Genomic DNA, 17,213 nt, shown 5'->3' with positions numbered 1-17,213 from the left:
GCTACCTGCCCTGCAGGTCCGTGAAGTGGACTCCGCTGGGGGAGGCGATGGTCATCCACGCGCCGTTGTCGCCCGGCCGTGGTCGGCCGATGACCGCGGTGCACCGCAGCGGCTGCTTGCCGCACAGGTCACGGACCACGGCGCCGTCGAGGTCGCCGAGGTCGAACGCCGACGGGCGGGTCGAGGCGACCTCGCCGGCGTCGGTCAGCGACGTGCCGTCCCACAGCATGCTGCGCGCTCCGCCGCCGTCCGGGACGGTGAGCACCGCGTGGGCCTGGAAGAGGACGACCTCGAGCACCTTCGGCGAGCCGGTCTCCTTCACCAGCGCCTCGGCCATGGCCCTGGTCGCGGCCGTGGAGTACAAGTCGACGTCGCCGCTGCCGGAGCTGTGGATCTCGGTGCGGGTGGTGGTCGTGGTGGTCGTCGACGTCGTCGTGCTGTCGTCGTCGAGGGCGCTCACGACGAGCGCGGTGATCCCCGCCCCGGCGCCGCCGAGCACCACGAGGGCACCGACGACGAGCATGCCGACCCGGCGGCGCAGGCGCCGGCGCTCGCCGGCCGCGTCGTACGCCGGGTAGGTGCCGCCTGCGTAGGGCGCGGGTGTCGGCGGCGGGGCGCTGTCGTTCCCGGGTGCGTCGTACGGGCGCCACTGGTCGGCCATGACGAGATCCTAGAGAGCCAGGACCCAGGGGCGTGCTGACGCCGGGTCAGGCTCCCGTGTAGGACATGACGTGCTTGACCCGGGTGTAGTCCTCGAGCCCGTACATCGACAGGTCCTTGCCGTAGCCGGAGTGCTTGAACCCGCCGTGCGGCATCTCGGAGACGAACGGGATGTGGGCGTTGATCCACACCACACCGAAGTCGAGGGCCTTCGACATCCGCATCGCCCGGCCGTGGTCCCTGGTCCACACCGAGGAGGACAGGCCGTACTGCACGTCGTTGGCGAAGCGCACCGCCTCGGCCTCGTCGGCGAAGCGCTGGACGGTGATGACCGGGCCGAAGATCTCGTTCTGGATCACCTCGTCGTCCTGGCGCAGTCCGGAGACGACGGTGGCGTCGTAGAAGTAGCCGCCCTCACCGCCGGCGACGGTGGGCCGGCCGCCGCCGGCCTCGATCCGCGCGTGGTCGGGAAGCCGCTCGACCATGCCCGCCACCCGGGCGAGCTGGTCGGGGTTGTTGAGGGCGCCGTACGCCGCCGCGGGGTCGTCGGGCAGGCCGGTGCGGGTGCCGCGGGCCTGCTCGGCCAGGGCCGCGACGAGCTCGTCGTGGATGCCTGCGCCCGCGAGCACGCGGGTGGCGGCCGTGCAGTCCTGGCCGGCGTTGAAGTAGCCGGCCCCGGCGATCGCCGCGGCGGCCGACTCGACGTCGGCGTCGTCGAAGACCACGACCGGGGCCTTGCCGCCGAGCTCGAGGTGGACCCGCTTGAGGCCGGCGGCGGCCGAGGTGGCGACCTCCATGCCGGCCCGCACCGAGCCGGTGATCGCCACCAGCTGAGGGGTCCTGTGCTCGACCAGCGCGCGGCCCGCCGTACGGTCGCCGCAGACGACGTTGAGCACGCCCGCCGGCAGGAACTCGGCGGCGACCTCGGCGAGCAGCACCGTGCTGGCCGGGGTCGTGTCGCTCGGCTTGAGCACGATCGTGTTGCCGGCGGCCAGTGCCGGCGCGATCTTCCAGATCGCCATCATCAGCGGGTAGTTCCACGGCGTCACCTGGCCGACGACGCCGATCGGCTCGCGGCGGATCCACGAGGTGTGGTCCTTGAGGTACTCGCCGGCGCTCTTGCCCTCGAGGACCCGGGCGGCGCCGGCGAAGAAGCGGAACTCGTCGACGCTGGGCGGCAGCTCCTCGTCGGCGGTGATGCCGATCGGCTTGCCGGTGTTCTCGCACTCGGCCCGCACGAACTCGTCGGCGCGGTCCTCGATCGCCTGCGCGATGCGCAGCAGCGCCTCCTGCCGCTCCTTCGGGGTGGTCTCGCCCCAGGTCGCGAAGGCCCGCTCGGCGGCGCGCATCGCGCGGTCGACGTCCTCGGCGTCGCTGGCCGGTGCGGTCGTGTAGGCCCGGCCGGTCGCCGGGTTCACGATGTCGTAGGTGGCTCCGGAGGCGGCGTCGACGGATGCGCCGTCGATGAAGTTGCGCAGGGCGGTCATGGCTGGGGAGCGTAGCCAGCATCTCCGCCGCGCGAAAGCCCGGGGGCAACGAAATCCGTTGCAAATCAGGCGAGAGGCCACGGATTCGCTTGCTGTTTCCGCGCGTGGGCGTCAAGATGGTCGAGTGGTAGACGCAACGGCGCACGACGCCCTCCAGAAGTCCGCGCGGGATCACCTGTGGATGCACTTCACCCGCATGTCGTCGTACGACACGGCCGACGTGCCGATCATCGTCCGCGGTGACGGTGCCTACGTGTGGGACGCCCAGGGACGCAAGTACCTCGACGCCCTCGGTGGCCTGTTCGTCAGCCAGCTCGGCCACGGGCGCACCGACCTCGCCGAGGTGGCGGCCAAGCAGGCCTCCGAGCTCGCCTTCTTCCCGCTGTGGTCCTACGCCCACCCGACCGCGATCGAGCTCGCCGAGAAGATCGCGGGCTACGCGCCCGGCGACCTCAACCGGGTGTTCTTCACCTCGGGTGGCGGCGAGGCCGTCGAGTCGGCCTGGAAGCTGGCCAAGAACTACTTCAAGCTCGTCGGCAAGCCCGGCAAGCACAAGGTGATCAGCCGCGCGATCGCCTACCACGGCACCACCCAGGGCGCGCTGTCGATCACCGGGCTGCCCGGTCTCAAGGCTCCGTTCGAGCCGCTGGTGCCCTCGACCTTCCGGGTGCCCAACACCAACGCCTACCGGGCCTCCGAGATCACCGGCGGCTTCCTCGACGGCTCCGACGCTGCGTCATTGGAGGCCTTCGGCCGCTGGGCCGCCGACCAGATCGCGGTCGCCATCGAGAACGAGGGCGCCGACACCGTCGCCGCCGTCTTCCTCGAGCCCGTCCAGAACGCCGGCGGCTGCTTCCCGCCGCCCCCGGGATACTTCCAGCGGGTGCGCGAGATCTGCGACCAGTACGACGTCCTCCTGGTCTCCGACGAGGTCATCTGCGCCTACGGCCGGCTGGGCCACATGTTCGGCGCCGAGCGCTACGGCTACCAGCCCGACATCATCACCTCGGCCAAGGGCCTCACCTCCGGCTACTCGCCGCTCGGCGCGATGATCGCCAGCGACCGGATCTACGAGCCGTTCGCCCACGGCACCGAGACCTTCCTGCACGGCTACACCTTCGGCGGCCACCCCGTCTCCACGGCCGTCGCGCTGAAGAACATGGAGATCTTCGAGGACGAGAAAATCAACGAGGGCGTCCGCGAGCGCGAGGGCGCCTTCCGCGGCACCCTCGAGAAGCTGCTCGACCTGCCCATCGTCGGCGACGTCCGTGGCGACGGCTTCTTCTACGGCATCGAGCTGGTCAAGGACAAGGCGACCAAGGAGACCTTCGACGAGGACGAGTCCGAGCGCCTGCTGCGCGGCTTCCTCTCCAAGGCGCTGTACGACGCCGGCCTCTACTGCCGCGCCGACGACCGTGGCGACCCGGTCATCCAGCTCTCGCCGCCGCTGATCTGCGGCCAGGAGCACTTCGACGAGATGGAGCAGAAGCTCCGCGCCGTCCTCACCGAGGCGGCGGGGCTGCTGTAGCCGCGGGGACGCGCAGCAGCGCTGCCACCACGCAGCGGCGGTCGGGGACGGTGGGGGTCCCGGGCCGCCGCTTCGTCGTTGACTTGCCCCGTCCTCACCGTTGACTTGCCGCATCCTCCGTGTTGAGTTGCCGCTTCCTCACCTTTGAGTTGCCCGTCCCACGACGAGACGGGCAACTCAACGACGAGGAAGCGGCAACTCAACGACGAGAAAGCGGAAACTCAACGTCAGGCAGCAGCCCGCTTGCGGGTCACCAGCATGTTGGTGAGCACCAGGAACAGCGAGATCAGGAACATGACCGTGCCGACGACGTTGACCTGCATCGGGATGCCGCGCTGGGCGACACCCCACACGAACATCGGGAAGGTCACGGTCTGGCCGGCGTTGAGGTTCGTGATGATGAAGTCGTCGAAGGACAGCGAGAAGCTCAGCAACGCGGCGGCCGCGATGCCGGGGAAGACCAGTGGGAAGGTCACCCGCCAGAAGGTCGTCCACTCGCTGGCATAGAGGTCCATCGCGGCCTGCTCGAGGTTCTCGTCGAGGCCGGAGAGTCGTGCCTTCACGGTCACGATCACGAAGGACAGGCAGAACATCACATGGGCGATGAAGATCGTCACGAAGCCCAGCCGTCCGCCGAAGCCGCCCGCGACGAACAGCGCGAGCAGCGAGGAGCCCATCACGATCTCGGGGGAGGCCATCGGCAGGAAGATCACGGTGTTGGCGACCGAGCGCCCGATGAAGTCGTGGCGGACCAGTGCGAACGCGGCGAGGGTGCCCAGCAGGGTCGCCACGAGGGTCGCGAGCAGGCCGATCTCGATGCTGCGTACGACGGCCGAGCACATGCCGTCCGGACGGCACGGGTTGGCCCAGTTGCTCCAGGTGAAGTCGCGGAACGCGTAGACGTTGCGGGACTTGCTGTTGTCGTTGAAGCTCATCAGCATCACGACGGCGATGGGCACGAACATGTAGACCAGCACGAGCAGACCGGCCGCGAGCACCAGGTGCTCGCCGATCCACCGCCCGGCGCGCTGCACGCCGTTCATACGAGCTCCTCCGTCCCCGCCGTGCGGATGTAGACCATGACCATGGCGACGATGATCGCCATCAGGATCACCGAGAGCGCGCCCGCCGTGGCGTAGTCACCGGTGCTGGTGAACAGGTTCTGGATGACGTTGCCGACCATGCGCTGGTTGGGACTGCCCAGCAGCGCCGCGTTGATGTAGTCGCCCGCGGCCGGGATGAAGGTCAGCAGGGTCCCGGCCACGACCCCCGGCTTCGACAGCGGCAGGGTCACCTTCAGGAAGCCGCGCGCGGGGGAGGCGTACAGGTCGCCCGCCGCCTCGATCAACCGGCCGTCGATCTTCTCGAGGCTGGCGTAGAGCGGCAGCACCATGAACGGCAGGAAGTTGTAGACCAGGCCGGCGATCACCGCGACCGGGGTGGCCAGGAGCCGGCCGTCGTCGCCGAGCACGTGCAGGAACTGCAGCGTGTCCACGACGAACCCGTCGTCGGCGAGGATCAGCTTCCACGACAGGGTGCGCACCAGGAAGCTGGTGAAGAACGGCGCGATCACCAGCACCAGCAGGAGGTTGCGCCACCGGCCGGCCTTGAACGCGATCGCGTAGGCCAGCACGTAGCCGAGCACCAAGCAGATCGCGGTCGCGACGCCGGCGTACCACAACGAGCGGAGGAGCGGCTCCCAGAACTGGTGGAGTGCGTCGACGAAGTTCGCGAAGCGGTAGTCGACGTCGTACCCGGTCAGCACGGAGCCCTTCGGGTCGAAGAGGCTGGTCGCGAGCAGCGAGTAGAACGGGATGACGAAGAACAGCGCGAGCCACAGGCCCGCGGGCAGCATCAGCCAGTAGCCGGTGAAGCGTCCGCGCCGCATCGCCCTACGCCTCCTCGATCACGCCGGCGTTCACGTCCTGGCTGGCGGGCAGCAGGAATGCGAACTCGGGGCGCCACGACACGTCGACCTTGGTTCCCTTGTCGAGCACGGCGCGGCGGCCGGTGTTCTGCTCGAAGGACATCAGCTCCTGGCCCCAAGGCATCATCACGAGGTACTGGGTGCTGACGCCCACGAAGCTGACGTCGGTGATGATGCCGCCGGTCATGTGGTTGCCCGGGGCGTCGATCGGCTCGCCGGCCGGGGCGATGAGCACCTTCTCGGGCCGGATGCCGACCCAGCCGTCGCCGCTGCGGGTGTGCGCCCGCTCGGCGGGGATGGAGACCTGGATGCCGTGCATGTCGACGCGTACGACGTCGCCCTCTGCGCTCGAGACGGTGCCGGGAACCAGGTTGGACTGGCCGAGGAAGTTGGCGACGAAGGTGGTGCGCGGGTTCTCGTAGAGCTCGGCGGGGGAGCCCATCTGCTCGATCACGCCGCCGTTCATGACGGCGATGGTGTCGGCCATGGTCATCGCCTCCTCCTGGTCGTGCGTGACGTGCACGAAGGTGAGGCCGACCTCGGTCTGGATCCGCTTGAGCTCGATCTGCATCGCGCGGCGCAGCTTGAGGTCGAGCGCGCCGAGCGGCTCGTCGAGCAGCAGCACCTCGGGCCGGTTGATCAGCGCGCGGGCCAGCGCGACACGCTGCTGCTGGCCACCCGACATCTGCGGCGGCTTCTTGCTCGCCTGCGACTCGAGCTCCACCAGTGCGAGCATCTCCTTGACCTGCGCGTCGACGTCCTTGACCTTGCGCCGGCGCAGGCCGAAGGCGACGTTCTCGTGGATGTCGAGGTGCGGGAAGAGCGCGTAGTTCTGGAAGACCGTGTTGACCGGGCGGCGGTACGGCTTCTCGTAGGTGATCTCGTCCTCGCCGAGGTGGATCGTGCCCGAGGTCGGCACCTCGAGCCCGGCGACCATCCGCAGCGTCGTGGTCTTGCCGCAGCCGGAGGGGCCCAACAGCGCGAAGAAGCTGCCGGCGGGGACCTCGAGGTCGAGGGAGCGCACGGCCGTGAAGGTCGCGAACTCCTTGGTGAGCGCGGTGAGCCGGAGACTCCGGCCGCTGTCAGCCGCCAATGACATCGGCGAAATCTCCTTCGTAGGCGCGGATCTGGAACTCCTCGAGGGCCATGAACGAGTGCATCGTCTTCAGCGACTCGGCGGACGGGAAGATCAGCTGGTTGTCAACGAGGCTCGGATCGACCTTCTCCATCGCCTCCTGGGCGCCCTTGACCGGGCAGATGTACCAGACGTACGCCGCGAGCTTCGCGGCCACCTCGGGCTCGTAGTAGTAGTTGACCCACTCCTCGGCGTTGCCCTGGTGGGTCGCGAGGTTCGGGACCAGCATGTTGTCGGACCAGATCATCTGGCCCTCCTCGGGGGAGACGAAGACGAGGTTCTCGTCCTCGGCGGCCGCGACGTCACCGGACCAGGCCTCGCAGGCCAGGATGTTCCCGGCGGACAGGTCCTGGATGTAGTCGTTGCCCGTGAACGCCCGCACCTGGCCGTCGTTGCGGGCCTTGCGCAGCCGGTCGATGGCGTTGTCCCAGTCGTCCTGGTCGAAGTTCGCCGGGTCGGCGCCCTCGGTCAGCATGATCAGGCCCATCGTGTCGCGCATCTCGGTGAGCAGCGAGATGCGGCCGCGCAGGTCCGAGCGGGTGAGCAGCTCCTCGAAGGAGCGCACCTCCTTGACCTTCGACTTGTTGTAGGCGATGCCGGTCAGGCCGCTCTGCCACGGGGCCGAGTAGGTGCGGTCCGGGTCCCAGCCGACGTGCTGCAGCGAGTCGATCAGGTTGGCGTGGACGTTGGGCACCTTCGCCTTGTCGAGAGGCTGGATCCAGCCGACCTGGATCATCCGGGCCGCCATCCAGTCGGTGAGCACGAACATGTCGCGCTTCGAGGACTGGCACGAGCCGAGCTGGTTGACGACCTTGGCGAAGAACTCGAGGTTGTCGTTGACGTCGGCGGTGTAGCTGACCTTGATCCCGGTGCGCTTCTCGAACTCGGTGAGCGTCGAGGTGTAGTCCCCGTCGTCCTCGTCGATGTAGCCGGGCCAGTTCGACACGACCAGCCGCTTGTCGGACGACGACAGGTCGCGGACCCGGCACGACGCCGGGTCCTGCTTGCGGTCAGGGGTGCCGAACAGCGGCAGCACGCCGAGACTGGCGCCGCCGAGCAGGACGCCGGCACCTCCTCGAAGGGCCGCCCTGCGACTCAGACGGGCATGGACCACTGATTGCACCTCCCCAGAACAGAACGTGCCGATCGTGGCATGACCTAGGTCACGTGACAAGCGATTCCGAAGGGGATTTACGTGATTGCAACGAAATCCGCACTTCCCTAGGATCGAGGCGTGTCCAAGCCGAAGTCGCCGCCCCTCGATGACGTCTCGAAGGCGATCATCGCCGAGCTCCAGGAGGACGGACGGCGCTCGTACGCCGCTATCGGCAAGGCCGTCGGCCTGTCCGAGGCGGCGGTGCGCCAGCGGGTCCAGCGGCTCGTCGAGAGCGGGGTGATGCAGGTTGTCGCGGTCACCGATCCCACCGAGATCGGCTTCGCCCGCCAAGCGATGATCGGGATCCGCGCCACCGGCGAGCTCGAGCCGATCGCCGAGGCCCTCGCGGAGCTGAAGGACGTCGACTACGTCGTGATCACGGCCGGCTCCTTCGACCTGCTCGCGGAGGTGGTCGCGGAGAGCGACGAGCACCTGCTCGAGATCATCTCCCGGCGGATCCGCCCGCTTCCCGGCGTGCTGAGCACCGAGACCCTGCTCTATCTCAAGCTGGTCAAGCAGACCTACTCGTGGGGCGTGCGCTGAGCCGCGACAGCAGATGCTTGACGAGAGACGTGCCACCGGCGCATGGTGGTTGCGCTATCTGAAGTGAGTTGCGAATAGCGCAACGCGGGTTGCCTCCCGGGAGGACGCGGACATGGCCGAGGTGACGCTAGAGAAGTCGACGGGGCCCGGGGACGAGCAGCCGGGCCAGCCGGGCCACGCGGGTGGGGCGCCGGTCCCGCTGGACCGGGTCACCTTCGGTGTGGCCGCGGCCCTCGTCCTCGCCTTCCTGCTGTGGGGTGCCGTCGACTCGGACTCGATGACCACCAGCACGAGCAAGACGCTGGCCTGGGTCACCGGGAACTTCGGCTGGATGTTCGTGCTCGTCAGCGCCGGGTTCCTCATCCTGTCCTGCTATCTCGCGGTGACGCGCTACGGCAACATCAGGCTCGGTCCCGACGACTCGACCCCCGAGTTCTCGACCTTCTCCTGGGTGTCGATGATGTTCGCCACCGGGATGGGGATCGGCCTGATGTTCTGGGGCGTCGCCGAGCCGCTGACCTACCTCACGTCGACCGACCCCGGCAGCACCCCGCCGGGCCGGGCCGAGGCGGGCACCCCCGAGGCGGCCCGTACGTCGATGGAGTACGCGTTCTTCCACTGGGGCCTGCACCCGTGGTCGATGTACGCCGTCATCGGGCTCGCGATCGGCTACTTCGCCTACCGCAAGGGCGCGGGCAACCTGGTGTCCGGGGCGTTCGGCCCACTGCTGGGGCGCCGGGCGACCGAGGGACCGGGCAAGGCGATCGACGTGATCGCCATCTTCGCGACCCTCTTCGGCTCGGCGACCTCGCTCGGCCTCGGCGCCCTGCAGATCACCGGCGGGCTCGACGACGTGTTCGGCTCGGGGGAGTCCAAGTGGCTCACCGTCGGCGTCATCGCGGTGCTCACGGCATGCTTCGTGCTGTCCGCGGTGAGCGGTGTCGACAAGGGCGTGCAGATCCTCTCCAACGCCAACGCGGTCGCCGCCGTGCTGCTGGTGTTCTTCCTCTTCGTCGTCGGCCCGACCGTGTTCATCCTGAGCACGTTCACCGAGTCGCTCGGCGGCTACCTCACCCACCTGCCGGCGATGTCCTTCCGCACCGGCGCCTTCGGCGGCGACGCGTTCATCAGCGGCTGGACGATCTTCTACTGGGCCTGGTGGGTGTCCTGGACGCCCTTCGTCGGCATGTTCATCGCCCGGATCTCCAAGGGCCGCACGATCCGCGAGTTCGTGATCTACGTGATCGCGGTCCCGAGCCTGGTCTCGTTCGTGTGGTTCTCGATCATGGCCGGGTCCGCCTTCGACGTACAGCTGAGCGGTGCCGACGACCTGGGGGCGGTGCTCGCGAAGGAGGGCAGCGAGAGCGCGCTGTTCACGACCCTGCGCGAGTATCCGATCGCGTCGGTGACCGTGGTCCTGGCCGTGTTCCTCATCGCGATCTTCTTCATCACCGGCGCGGACTCCGCCTCGATCGTGATGGGCATGCTGAGCCAGCACGGCAAGGAGGAGCCGATGCGATGGCTGGTCGTCTTCTGGGGCGTCGCCCAGGGGGCTGTGGCCTCGATCCTGCTGTGGTCCGGCGGACTGAGCGCCCTGCAGACGCTCGTGATCATCGTCGCCGGGCCGTTCATGCTGATCATCGTCGCGATGTGCGTGTCGCTGGTGAAGTCGTTGCGGGCCGAGCCCTACGAGTCCACGCTGCCTCCGCGCGTACGCCGCGCCGTCCTGCACGCGCAGAAGTACGACCTCATCGACCACCAGAACGTCGCCCTCGCCAGCCTGGGCGCCGACATCGCGCCCGAGGCCGCCCGCGAGGACGACGAGGTCCCGTGATGCGCACCCACGACCGGGCCACGGTCCGCCGGCTGCTCGCAAGTGCGCGCTACGAGATCCTCCCGACCGCGACGATCGAGGCCAAGGTCCTCGAGGCCGTCCCGACCGAGGTCCCGTTGACGGTCACCGCCTCGCCGTCGATGGGGCTCGAGCGCACCGTCGGCACCGCGGAGCGCCTGGCCGCCGCCGGCTACACCGTCGTCCCGCACCTGGCGGCGCGGATGGTGAGCGGTCGCGCCGAGCTGGTGGAGCTCGCCGCGCGGCTGGCCGAGGCCGGGATCACCAACGTCTTCGTGCCCGGCGGCGACGCCGACCCGGTCGGCGACTACCACGACGCGGTCTCGCTGTTGGAGGACCTGACCGCGATCGGCAGCCCGTTCGCGCAGATCGGCGTGACCGGCTATCCCGAGAGCCACCCGAAGATCCACGACGACCTGACCGTGCAGTCGATGTGGGACAAGCGCAAGCATGCGACGTACATCGTCAGCAACCTCACCTTCGACCCGGCGGTGATCAAGGACTGGCTGCAACGCGTACGGCGTCGCGGCATCGACCTGCCTCTCCTGCTCGGTGTCCCGGGCCCGGTCGAGCGGACCAAGCTGCTGGGCATGGCGACCAAGATCGGCGTCGGCGACTCGACCCGGTTCCTGGCCAAGCAGAAGGGCCTGATGACCCGCCTGGTCGCCCCCGGCGGGTTCACCGGGGAGTCGTTCGTGGAGCGCTGTGCGCCGACCCTGGGCGACCCGCTGATGCGCGTTGCCGGGCTGCACGTCTACACCTTCAACCAGGTTGCCGAGACCGAGGCGTGGCGCCGGGACTGGCTGGCGCGGCTCGACGGCTGAGTCCTCGGGTAGAGCTCGGCGAGACGGCGCTCGACCTCCTCGTGGTCGAGCCGACGCTGGCGCGCGGGGTGGTCCGGCGGCACGGGGCGACCGTGAGCGACCAGTGCGCCCGCGTCGATGCCGTGGGCGATCTCGCGCACGACCCGCCATGCGGATCGAAGGGCGGTGGTGGTGAGGTTCCGGTAGGTGGTCATGCCTCAACCCTCCGCCTGCCGAGCGTTCGCGAGTAGTGGCAAGATCGACAACAAATGCTAGTTTCTTGCCATGCCATCGCAGCCGTCGATCGCGGTCCCGATCGTGGAGGGCATGACGCTCTTCGAGATCGGCATGCCGCTCGAGGCGCTGGGCTACGACTGGGACCGTGAGGCGAGCCCGCTCTACGACGTCACGCTGTACGGCGACCTGAGGGGCGTGCGGGTCCACGGCGGCTCCCGGCTGGTGCCGCACCGGCCGCTCGCCGCGCTCGACGAGGCCGACACCGTCCTGGTCCCGGCGATCCGCCCGGACGAGCCGGCGAACCCGGCGCTGGTGGGTGCGCTGCGCCGGGCCGCGGCCGCCGACGTACGCATGGTCTCGCTGTGCACCGGCGCCTTCGCGCTGGCGGAGGCGGGCATCCTCGACGGCCGCCGGGCCACGACGCACTGGCGCTGGGCCGACCTCCTCCAGCGCCGCTACCCGGCGATCGACGTGGACGCCCGCGCGATCTACGTCGACGACGGAGTGCTCACCAGCGCCGGCTCGGCGGCCGGGCTCGACCTCTGCCTCCACCTGATCCGCACCGACCACGGCCAGCAGGCCGCGAACACGATCGCGCGCAACCTCGTGATCGCCGCGCACCGTGACGGCGACCAGGCGCAGTACGTCGCCGCGGACCCGCTGACCGAGCAGGCGCACTGGCTCGACGACCTCCGGGCCTGGCTGCACGCCCACCTGCACGACGACATCACCCTCGAGCGGCTCGCCGGCGCGGCCGCGGCATCACCTCGTACCCTCGCCCGGCGCTTCCAGCGCGACATCGGGACCACGCCCATGCGCTGGGTGGCCGCCGAGCGGATCGCGATCGCCAAGCGCCTGCTCGAGACGACCGACCTGCCGCTCGACCGGATCGGCCACGACGCCGGCTACTACTCCCCGGCGACCTTCCGGGCGAGCTTCATCTCCGACGTCGGGATCACGCCCGGTCGCTACCGGCGCCGCTTCGCAGCACGAGGCGGGCCAGGGCAGTCTCCAGGCCGGCCTGACCGGCCTCGACGACGGTGAGCGGCAGGCCGATGGTCGCCGCAGCGTCCTCGGCCAGCCGCCTGAGCTCGTCGTCCGGCTGCTCGGCGAGCCACACGACCCGGGTGTAGGCGCCGAAGTAGTCGCCGCGCAGGTCGGGGTAGCGGTCCAGGCCGAGCTCGCGCACGACGGTGCGGGCGAAGGAGCGGACCAGGAAGTCGGTCAGGACGTAGGTGCCGGGCTGGTCCTCGAAGAGCCGCGCCAGCCGCTCCGGTCCCGCGATCACGTCGTAGCAGTGCAGCCCGGGCAGCCGCTCGATGCCGAGCTCGGCGCACACGGCGTCGAGCGCGCCGTAGGTGCCGCAGTCGGCGTACCCGATCGCGACCCGGTGCCCGGCCGCGAGCAGCCGCTCGGCCAAGGGCCGGACCTCGCCGGCGATCAGCTGCGGCTGGTTGTGCAGCAGCGGGGGGAGCGGGTGGACGGTGACCGGCCAGCCGCGGCGCGCGGCGATCTCGGCCGCGGGCTGGGCGAGCGCCCCGCAGGCGATCAGGTCCAGGCCGGCGGGCTCAGAAGGCGAGCTGGTCGACGAACCGGTCGTTGAAGTCGGGGCGGTCCGAGAGCTCGACATAGGTCACCTCCTGCAGCAGTGCCGCCGCACCGGCCCGTTCGCGCACGGACAGCAGTGCCATCTTCGCGCCCTCGCCGGCCACGTTGCCGGCCGAGACGATGCGCAGCACGGGCAGCTTCGGGACCAGCCCGATCCGGACCGCGGAGGCGGGGGAGATGTAGCTGCCGAACGAGCCCGCCATCAGCACCTGCTGGACGTCGCGGTGCTCCAGCCCGAGCTCCTCGAGCAGCAGCGTCCAGCCGGTGGAGATCGCCGCCTTCGCGAACTGGAGCTCGCGCACGTCGCGCTGCGAGAGCACCACGCACTCCTCGGGTACGGCGTCCGCGTGGGGACGGTGCAGCACGAAGACCCGCTCCTCGCCGATCCTGGTCAGCCGGTCGGCCAGCGCCGGCGCGACCTCCGGCGCCTGCTCGTCCGGCACGAACCGTCCCGAGGCGTCGAGCAGCCCGACCCGCACCAGCTCGGCCACGGCGTCGACGAGCCCCGAGCCGCACAGGCCCTTCGGCTCGACGTCGCCGATCACGCCCAGCTGGACGGCGTCCTCGGGCGTGGCGCCGAGCTTGATCACCTCGATCGCGCCGTCGGCGGCGCGCATGCCACACCTGATCGCGCCGCCCTCGAACGCCGGGCCCGCCGGTGCCGCGGTCGACAGGATCCGGTCCCCGTCGCTCACGACCAGCTCGCAGTTGGTGCCGACGTCGATGAACAGCCGGGTCCGCTTGTCGCGGTCCATGCCGGTCGCGAGCATCCCGGCCACGATGTCGCCGCCGACATAGGCGCCCAGAGCCGGGAAGAAGACCGCCCGAGCCCGGGGGTGGACGTCGAGCCCGACGTCGCTGGCCAGCACGGTCGGGGGCTGGGCGGTGGCCATCACGAACGGCGCGACGCCGAGCGGCTCGGGGGCGATGCCGAGCACGAGCGCGGTCATGGTGGCGTTGCCGGCGATCGCGACCTCGTAGACCTGCCGCGGGTCGACGCCACCCTCGCGGCAGACCTGCGCGGCCAGCTCCGCGAGCGTCGTGGCCGCCGCCTGCTGCAGTCGGGGCAGGGTCTTCGGATCCAGCATCGTGGCGCTGATCCGGGTGATCACGTCGCCGCCGTACGGCTGCTGCTTGTTGAGCATGGACGCCACGCCGACCGGCGTGCCGAGGGCGACGTCGAGCAGTGTCGCCACCACGGTGGTCGTGCCGAGGTCGAACGCGATCGCGTAGCGCTGCCCCGTCGTGTCGCCGGGCTCGACGTCGACGAGGACCTCGTCGACGACGACCGCGGTGACCTTCCAGTCCGCCGCGCGGAGCACGTGGGGGAGTCGGCGCAGGGCGTGCAGGTCGGGCTGTGGGGCGAGGTCGTCGATCGCCGCCAGCAGCCGGTCGAGGTCGGTGCGCTGGTCGGACAGGTCCGGCTCGGCCAGCTCGACGTACCGCTTCTGCACCGCCGGGCGCAGGATCACCTGGCGCCCGACGCCCACGGTCGCGGCCTTCGGACGCGTGGTGAGCGGCGGTACGTCGACCTTCAGGTCGCGCGTTGCCTGCACCAGGCAGGCCAGCCGCCACCCCGCGTCCAGCTGGTCGCGGGTGAACGTGCGCACGTCGTGGCGCGAGACGGGCGTGGGGTTTCGAGACGGTCGCTGCGCGACCTCCTCAACCACCGAGGTGACGCGCACCTTGCACTTGTGGCAGGTGCCGTGGCCACCGCAGGTGGAGTCGATGGCGATGCCGTTCCAGGACGCGGAGTCGAAGACCGTCACGCCGGGCGGCACCCGCACGCTGCGCTGCGTGGGCGGGGCGCCGCCGGCGTCCTCGACGTTGAACGACAGCTCGACCCGGCCGGCGCCGTCATGGGTCACCAGCTCCGTGCCGGGGCTGGCCATCAACCCCTCGCGGCGGACGTGGTCGAGCGAGAAGTCCGGATCGGGGACGTCCGGGTCGGAGGTCATCCCGGCCTCATGCCGTCGCCGCCTGCCGGGCCCGGTGCGCCGCGATCCAGGCGCCGCCCCACTCGTCGTGGCCGAGCAGCAGGTCGGCGGCCTTGACCGCCTCGACGATCTGCGGGGTGCGGGTGTCCATGATGGCGGAGGTCAGGCCGGCCTGCATGGCCATCGGGAGGAACCCCGCCCCGAGGGCGTGCCGCGAGGGCATGCCGAAGGAGACGTTCGAGGCGCCGCAGGTCATGTTGACGCCGAACTCGTCGCGGATGCGCCGAACGGTCTCGAAGAAGGTCAGCGCGACCGTCCCGTCGGCTCCGATCGGCATGGCGAGCGGGTCGATCACGATGTCGGCCTGGGCGATGCCGTACTCCGTGGTCGCGACCTGGACGATCTTGCGGGTCAGCTCGACCCGCTTGTCGACCTCCATCGGGATCTCGTCCTCGTCGTTGGGCAGGGCGATGATCGCGGCGTCGTACTTCTTGACCAGGGGCAGGATCTGCGCCATCCGCTCGTCCTCGGCGGTGATCGAGTTGACCAGCGCGCGGCCCTGGTAGACCGCCAGCCCGGCCTCGAGCGCCTCGACGACCGAGGAGTCGATGCAGATCGGCTTGTCGGTGAGCCTCTGCACCATCGTGATCGCCTTGGCCAGCAGGTCGGCCTCGTCGGTCAGCGGCACGCCCATGTTGACGTCGAGGACGTCGGCACCGCCCTCGACCTGCGCCTGGACGTCGCGCTCGATCGCCGAGAGGTCGCCGGCGCGCAGCTGCTCCTGGAAGATCCGGCGCCCGGTCGGGTTGATCCGCTCACCGATCAGGCAGAACCGGGTGTCGTGCCCGATCACGACCTCCTGGGTCGCCGACCGCAGCCGGGTCTCGAGGCGGGGGGCGCTCATGCGGGGACCGTCGCGCGCTTCTCGTGGAGCAGTGCCTTGGCGCGCTTCACGGTCTGCGAGGCGTCGGCGGCGTACCCGTCGGCGCCGACCGCGTCGGCGTACTCCTGGGTGACGGGGGCGCCGCCGACCATCACGATGACCTCGTTGCGCAGCCCGGCCTTCTCGAGGGCGTTCATGTTGGCCTTGAACATCGGCATCGTGGTGGTGAGGAATGCCGAGAACCCGACGATGTCGGGCTGGTGCTCCTCGATCGCTGCGACGAACTTCTCCGGCGCCACCTGCACCCCGAGGTCGATCACCTCGAACCCGGCGCCCTCCAGCATGATGTTGACCAGGTTCTTGCCGATGTCGTGGACGTCGCCCTTGACCGTGCCCATCAAGAACTTGCCGATCGTCTCGACCCCGGTCTCGGCGAGCAGCGGCCGCAGCCGCTCCATGGCGCCGGCCATCGCCCGGCCGGCGATGAGCATCTCCGGGACGAAGAAGTCGCCGCGCTCGAAGCGGGCGCCGACCTCCTCGAGCGAGGGGATGAGCGCGTCGAAGAGCAGCGTCTGCGGCTCCATGTCGAGCGCGAGCCCGTCGTTGGTCAGCTCGAGCACCCGCGGGGCGTTGCCGACCAGCGTCTCGTCGTACAGGCCCTGCAGGATCTCTTCTGGGGTCATGCCACGCCCTCCTTGCGCGTGCGCCGACGCAGCAGCCCGGATAGCTGCTCCGCTCGGTTGCTCAACTGTCGTCCGATCTCGTCGCGCCGCTCGGCCAGGCGCGGCGTGGGCCCCGAGATGCCGAGTGCCGCGACCACCTCGCCGCTGCTGCCCCGCACCGGCGCGGCGACGCCGGAGAGGCCGATCTCGAGCTCGTCGACGGTGCCGGCCCAGCCGCGGCGGACGACCTGGGCGAGCTCGCGGCGCAGCACCTCGCGGTCGGTGACCGTGTGCGGCGTCGCCTGGTCGAGCTCGCCGGCGGGCAGGTCGACGAGGCCGTGCGCCAGCAGCACCTTGCCGAGTGCCGAGGTGTGGGCGGGCACGTCGACGGTGGTCCAGTCGCGGGTGCCGAGAAGGTACGTCGAGTCGACCTGCGCCACCTGCACGACCCGGTCGCCGCGGCACACCGAGAGGTGGACGGTCTCGCCGGTGTCGGCGCCGACCCGGTCCATCGTGGACCTGGCCAGCCGCACCAGCTCCTCCCACGGGTCGTGGCGCGCGGCGTAGAGCCAGAACAGCGGACCGGCGACGTAGGACCCGGCGGCGTTGCGCTCGAGGAGCTCGTTGCGCTCGAGGGCGGCAAGCATCCGTGAGGTCGTCGACTTCGGCAGTCCGCAGGAGTCCTGCAGGTCCGCGAAGCTCAGCGGCTCGTCCGCCCGCACGACCGTGGCGACGAGCAGGGCGGCGCGGTCCACCGCCTGCGTGCCGGTGTTCGGGGGCGTGCTCATCGGGTGC

At 70.2% G+C, this 17,213-nt stretch carries 17 protein-coding genes; 5 read left to right on the top strand and 12 right to left on the bottom strand.

What is annotated here, in order from left to right:
• Position 1 precedes the first annotated feature (1 nt).
• Entirely contained in the window at positions 2-661 is a 660-nt protein-coding gene (locus FBY23_RS17080; protein ID WP_141799241.1) for a hypothetical protein, read from the bottom strand.
• Between the two features lie 46 nt (positions 662-707).
• Positions 708-2,147, bottom strand: a complete 1,440-nt coding sequence (locus FBY23_RS17075; protein ID WP_141799240.1) for a gamma-aminobutyraldehyde dehydrogenase — start codon at positions 2,145-2,147, stop codon at positions 708-710.
• A 124-nt stretch (positions 2,148-2,271) separates the two neighbouring features.
• On the opposite strand from FBY23_RS17075, the gene FBY23_RS17070 reads away from it, so the two are divergent.
• Positions 2,272-3,675 carry an aspartate aminotransferase family protein gene (locus FBY23_RS17070; protein ID WP_260806063.1) on the top strand — a complete coding sequence of 468 codons (1,404 nt, stop codon included), beginning with the start codon at positions 2,272-2,274 and terminating at the stop codon, positions 3,673-3,675.
• Positions 3,676-3,902: 227 nt separating this feature from the next.
• On the opposite strand, the gene FBY23_RS17065 is transcribed toward FBY23_RS17070, so the two are convergent.
• From FBY23_RS17065 to FBY23_RS17050, 4 genes are read right to left on the bottom strand one after another with little or no spacing between them, the layout of a single operon-like run.
• Positions 3,903-4,718 (bottom strand): ABC transporter permease, encoded by an 816-nt coding sequence (locus FBY23_RS17065; protein WP_141799238.1) that lies wholly within the window; start codon positions 4,716-4,718, stop codon positions 3,903-3,905.
• A complete protein-coding gene (locus FBY23_RS17060; protein ID WP_141799237.1) occupies positions 4,715-5,563 on the bottom strand; it encodes an ABC transporter permease in 849 nt (282 codons plus the stop codon). The genes FBY23_RS17065 and FBY23_RS17060 overlap by 4 nt, the downstream gene beginning before the upstream one ends.
• A 4-nt stretch (positions 5,564-5,567) precedes the next feature.
• Entirely contained in the window at positions 5,568-6,701 is a 1,134-nt protein-coding gene (locus FBY23_RS17055; RefSeq protein ID WP_141799236.1) for an ABC transporter ATP-binding protein, read from the bottom strand.
• Entirely contained in the window at positions 6,685-7,851 is a 1,167-nt protein-coding gene (locus FBY23_RS17050) for a spermidine/putrescine ABC transporter substrate-binding protein (protein ID WP_141799235.1), read from the bottom strand. Before FBY23_RS17050 ends, FBY23_RS17055 begins: the two co-directional genes overlap by 17 nt.
• A 120-nt stretch (positions 7,852-7,971) precedes the next feature.
• Here FBY23_RS17050 and FBY23_RS17045 point away from each other — a divergent pair, with 120 nt between their 5' ends.
• The 3 genes from FBY23_RS17045 to FBY23_RS17035 all read left to right on the top strand — a co-directional run bounded on the left by FBY23_RS17045 (position 7,972) and on the right by FBY23_RS17035 (position 11,112).
• Complete coding sequence (locus FBY23_RS17045; protein ID WP_141799234.1) at positions 7,972-8,436, top strand: Lrp/AsnC family transcriptional regulator; 465 nt, start codon at positions 7,972-7,974, stop codon at positions 8,434-8,436.
• Between the two features lie 112 nt (positions 8,437-8,548).
• Positions 8,549-10,270, top strand: a complete 1,722-nt coding sequence (locus tag FBY23_RS17040) for a BCCT family transporter (RefSeq protein WP_141799233.1) — start codon at positions 8,549-8,551, stop codon at positions 10,268-10,270.
• Positions 10,270-11,112, top strand: coding sequence for a methylenetetrahydrofolate reductase (locus FBY23_RS17035; RefSeq protein WP_141799232.1), 843 nt, complete (start codon positions 10,270-10,272; stop codon positions 11,110-11,112). Before FBY23_RS17040 ends, FBY23_RS17035 begins: the two co-directional genes overlap by 1 nt.
• Here the strand turns inward: FBY23_RS17035 and FBY23_RS17030 are convergent.
• Positions 11,043-11,306 (bottom strand): hypothetical protein, encoded by a 264-nt coding sequence (locus tag FBY23_RS17030; RefSeq protein WP_141799231.1) that lies wholly within the window; start codon positions 11,304-11,306, stop codon positions 11,043-11,045. The two genes, FBY23_RS17035 and FBY23_RS17030, sit on opposite strands and share 70 nt — an antisense overlap.
• A gap of 70 nt (positions 11,307-11,376) precedes the next feature.
• Here FBY23_RS17030 and FBY23_RS17025 point away from each other — a divergent pair, with 70 nt between their 5' ends.
• Complete coding sequence (locus FBY23_RS17025) at positions 11,377-12,372, top strand: GlxA family transcriptional regulator (RefSeq protein ID WP_141799230.1); 996 nt, start codon at positions 11,377-11,379, stop codon at positions 12,370-12,372.
• Here the strand turns inward: FBY23_RS17025 and FBY23_RS17020 are convergent.
• Genes FBY23_RS17020 through FBY23_RS17000 form a run of 5 tightly spaced genes read right to left on the bottom strand, consistent with a single transcriptional unit; the run spans position 12,284 to position 17,206 of the window.
• Positions 12,284-12,958 (bottom strand): DUF1638 domain-containing protein, encoded by a 675-nt coding sequence (locus tag FBY23_RS17020; RefSeq protein ID WP_141799229.1) that lies wholly within the window; start codon positions 12,956-12,958, stop codon positions 12,284-12,286. The two genes, FBY23_RS17025 and FBY23_RS17020, sit on opposite strands and share 89 nt — an antisense overlap.
• Entirely contained in the window at positions 12,897-14,894 is a 1,998-nt protein-coding gene (locus FBY23_RS17015) for an ASKHA domain-containing protein (RefSeq protein WP_141799228.1), read from the bottom strand. Before FBY23_RS17015 ends, FBY23_RS17020 begins: the two co-directional genes overlap by 62 nt.
• Positions 14,895-14,901: 7 nt before the next feature.
• The gene (locus tag FBY23_RS17010) at positions 14,902-15,777 is read right to left on the bottom strand and encodes a dihydropteroate synthase (RefSeq protein ID WP_141799227.1); all 876 of its coding nucleotides are present in this window, start codon (positions 15,775-15,777) and stop codon (positions 14,902-14,904) included.
• On the bottom strand, positions 15,774-16,439 hold the full coding sequence (locus FBY23_RS17005) for a corrinoid protein (protein WP_141799226.1): 666 nt from the start codon (positions 16,437-16,439) through the stop codon (positions 15,774-15,776). The genes FBY23_RS17010 and FBY23_RS17005 overlap by 4 nt, the downstream gene beginning before the upstream one ends.
• The gene (locus FBY23_RS17000; protein WP_160158274.1) at positions 16,436-17,206 is read right to left on the bottom strand and encodes an IclR family transcriptional regulator; all 771 of its coding nucleotides are present in this window, start codon (positions 17,204-17,206) and stop codon (positions 16,436-16,438) included. The genes FBY23_RS17005 and FBY23_RS17000 overlap by 4 nt, the downstream gene beginning before the upstream one ends.
• Positions 17,207-17,213 lie beyond the last annotated feature (7 nt).

This window comes from Nocardioides sp. SLBN-35 (assembly GCF_006715725.1).
Lineage (GTDB): Bacteria > Actinomycetota > Actinomycetes > Propionibacteriales > Nocardioidaceae > Nocardioides.
Note: the sequence above shows the minus strand (reverse complement) of the source record. Positions and strands in the feature narration are given on the sequence as shown.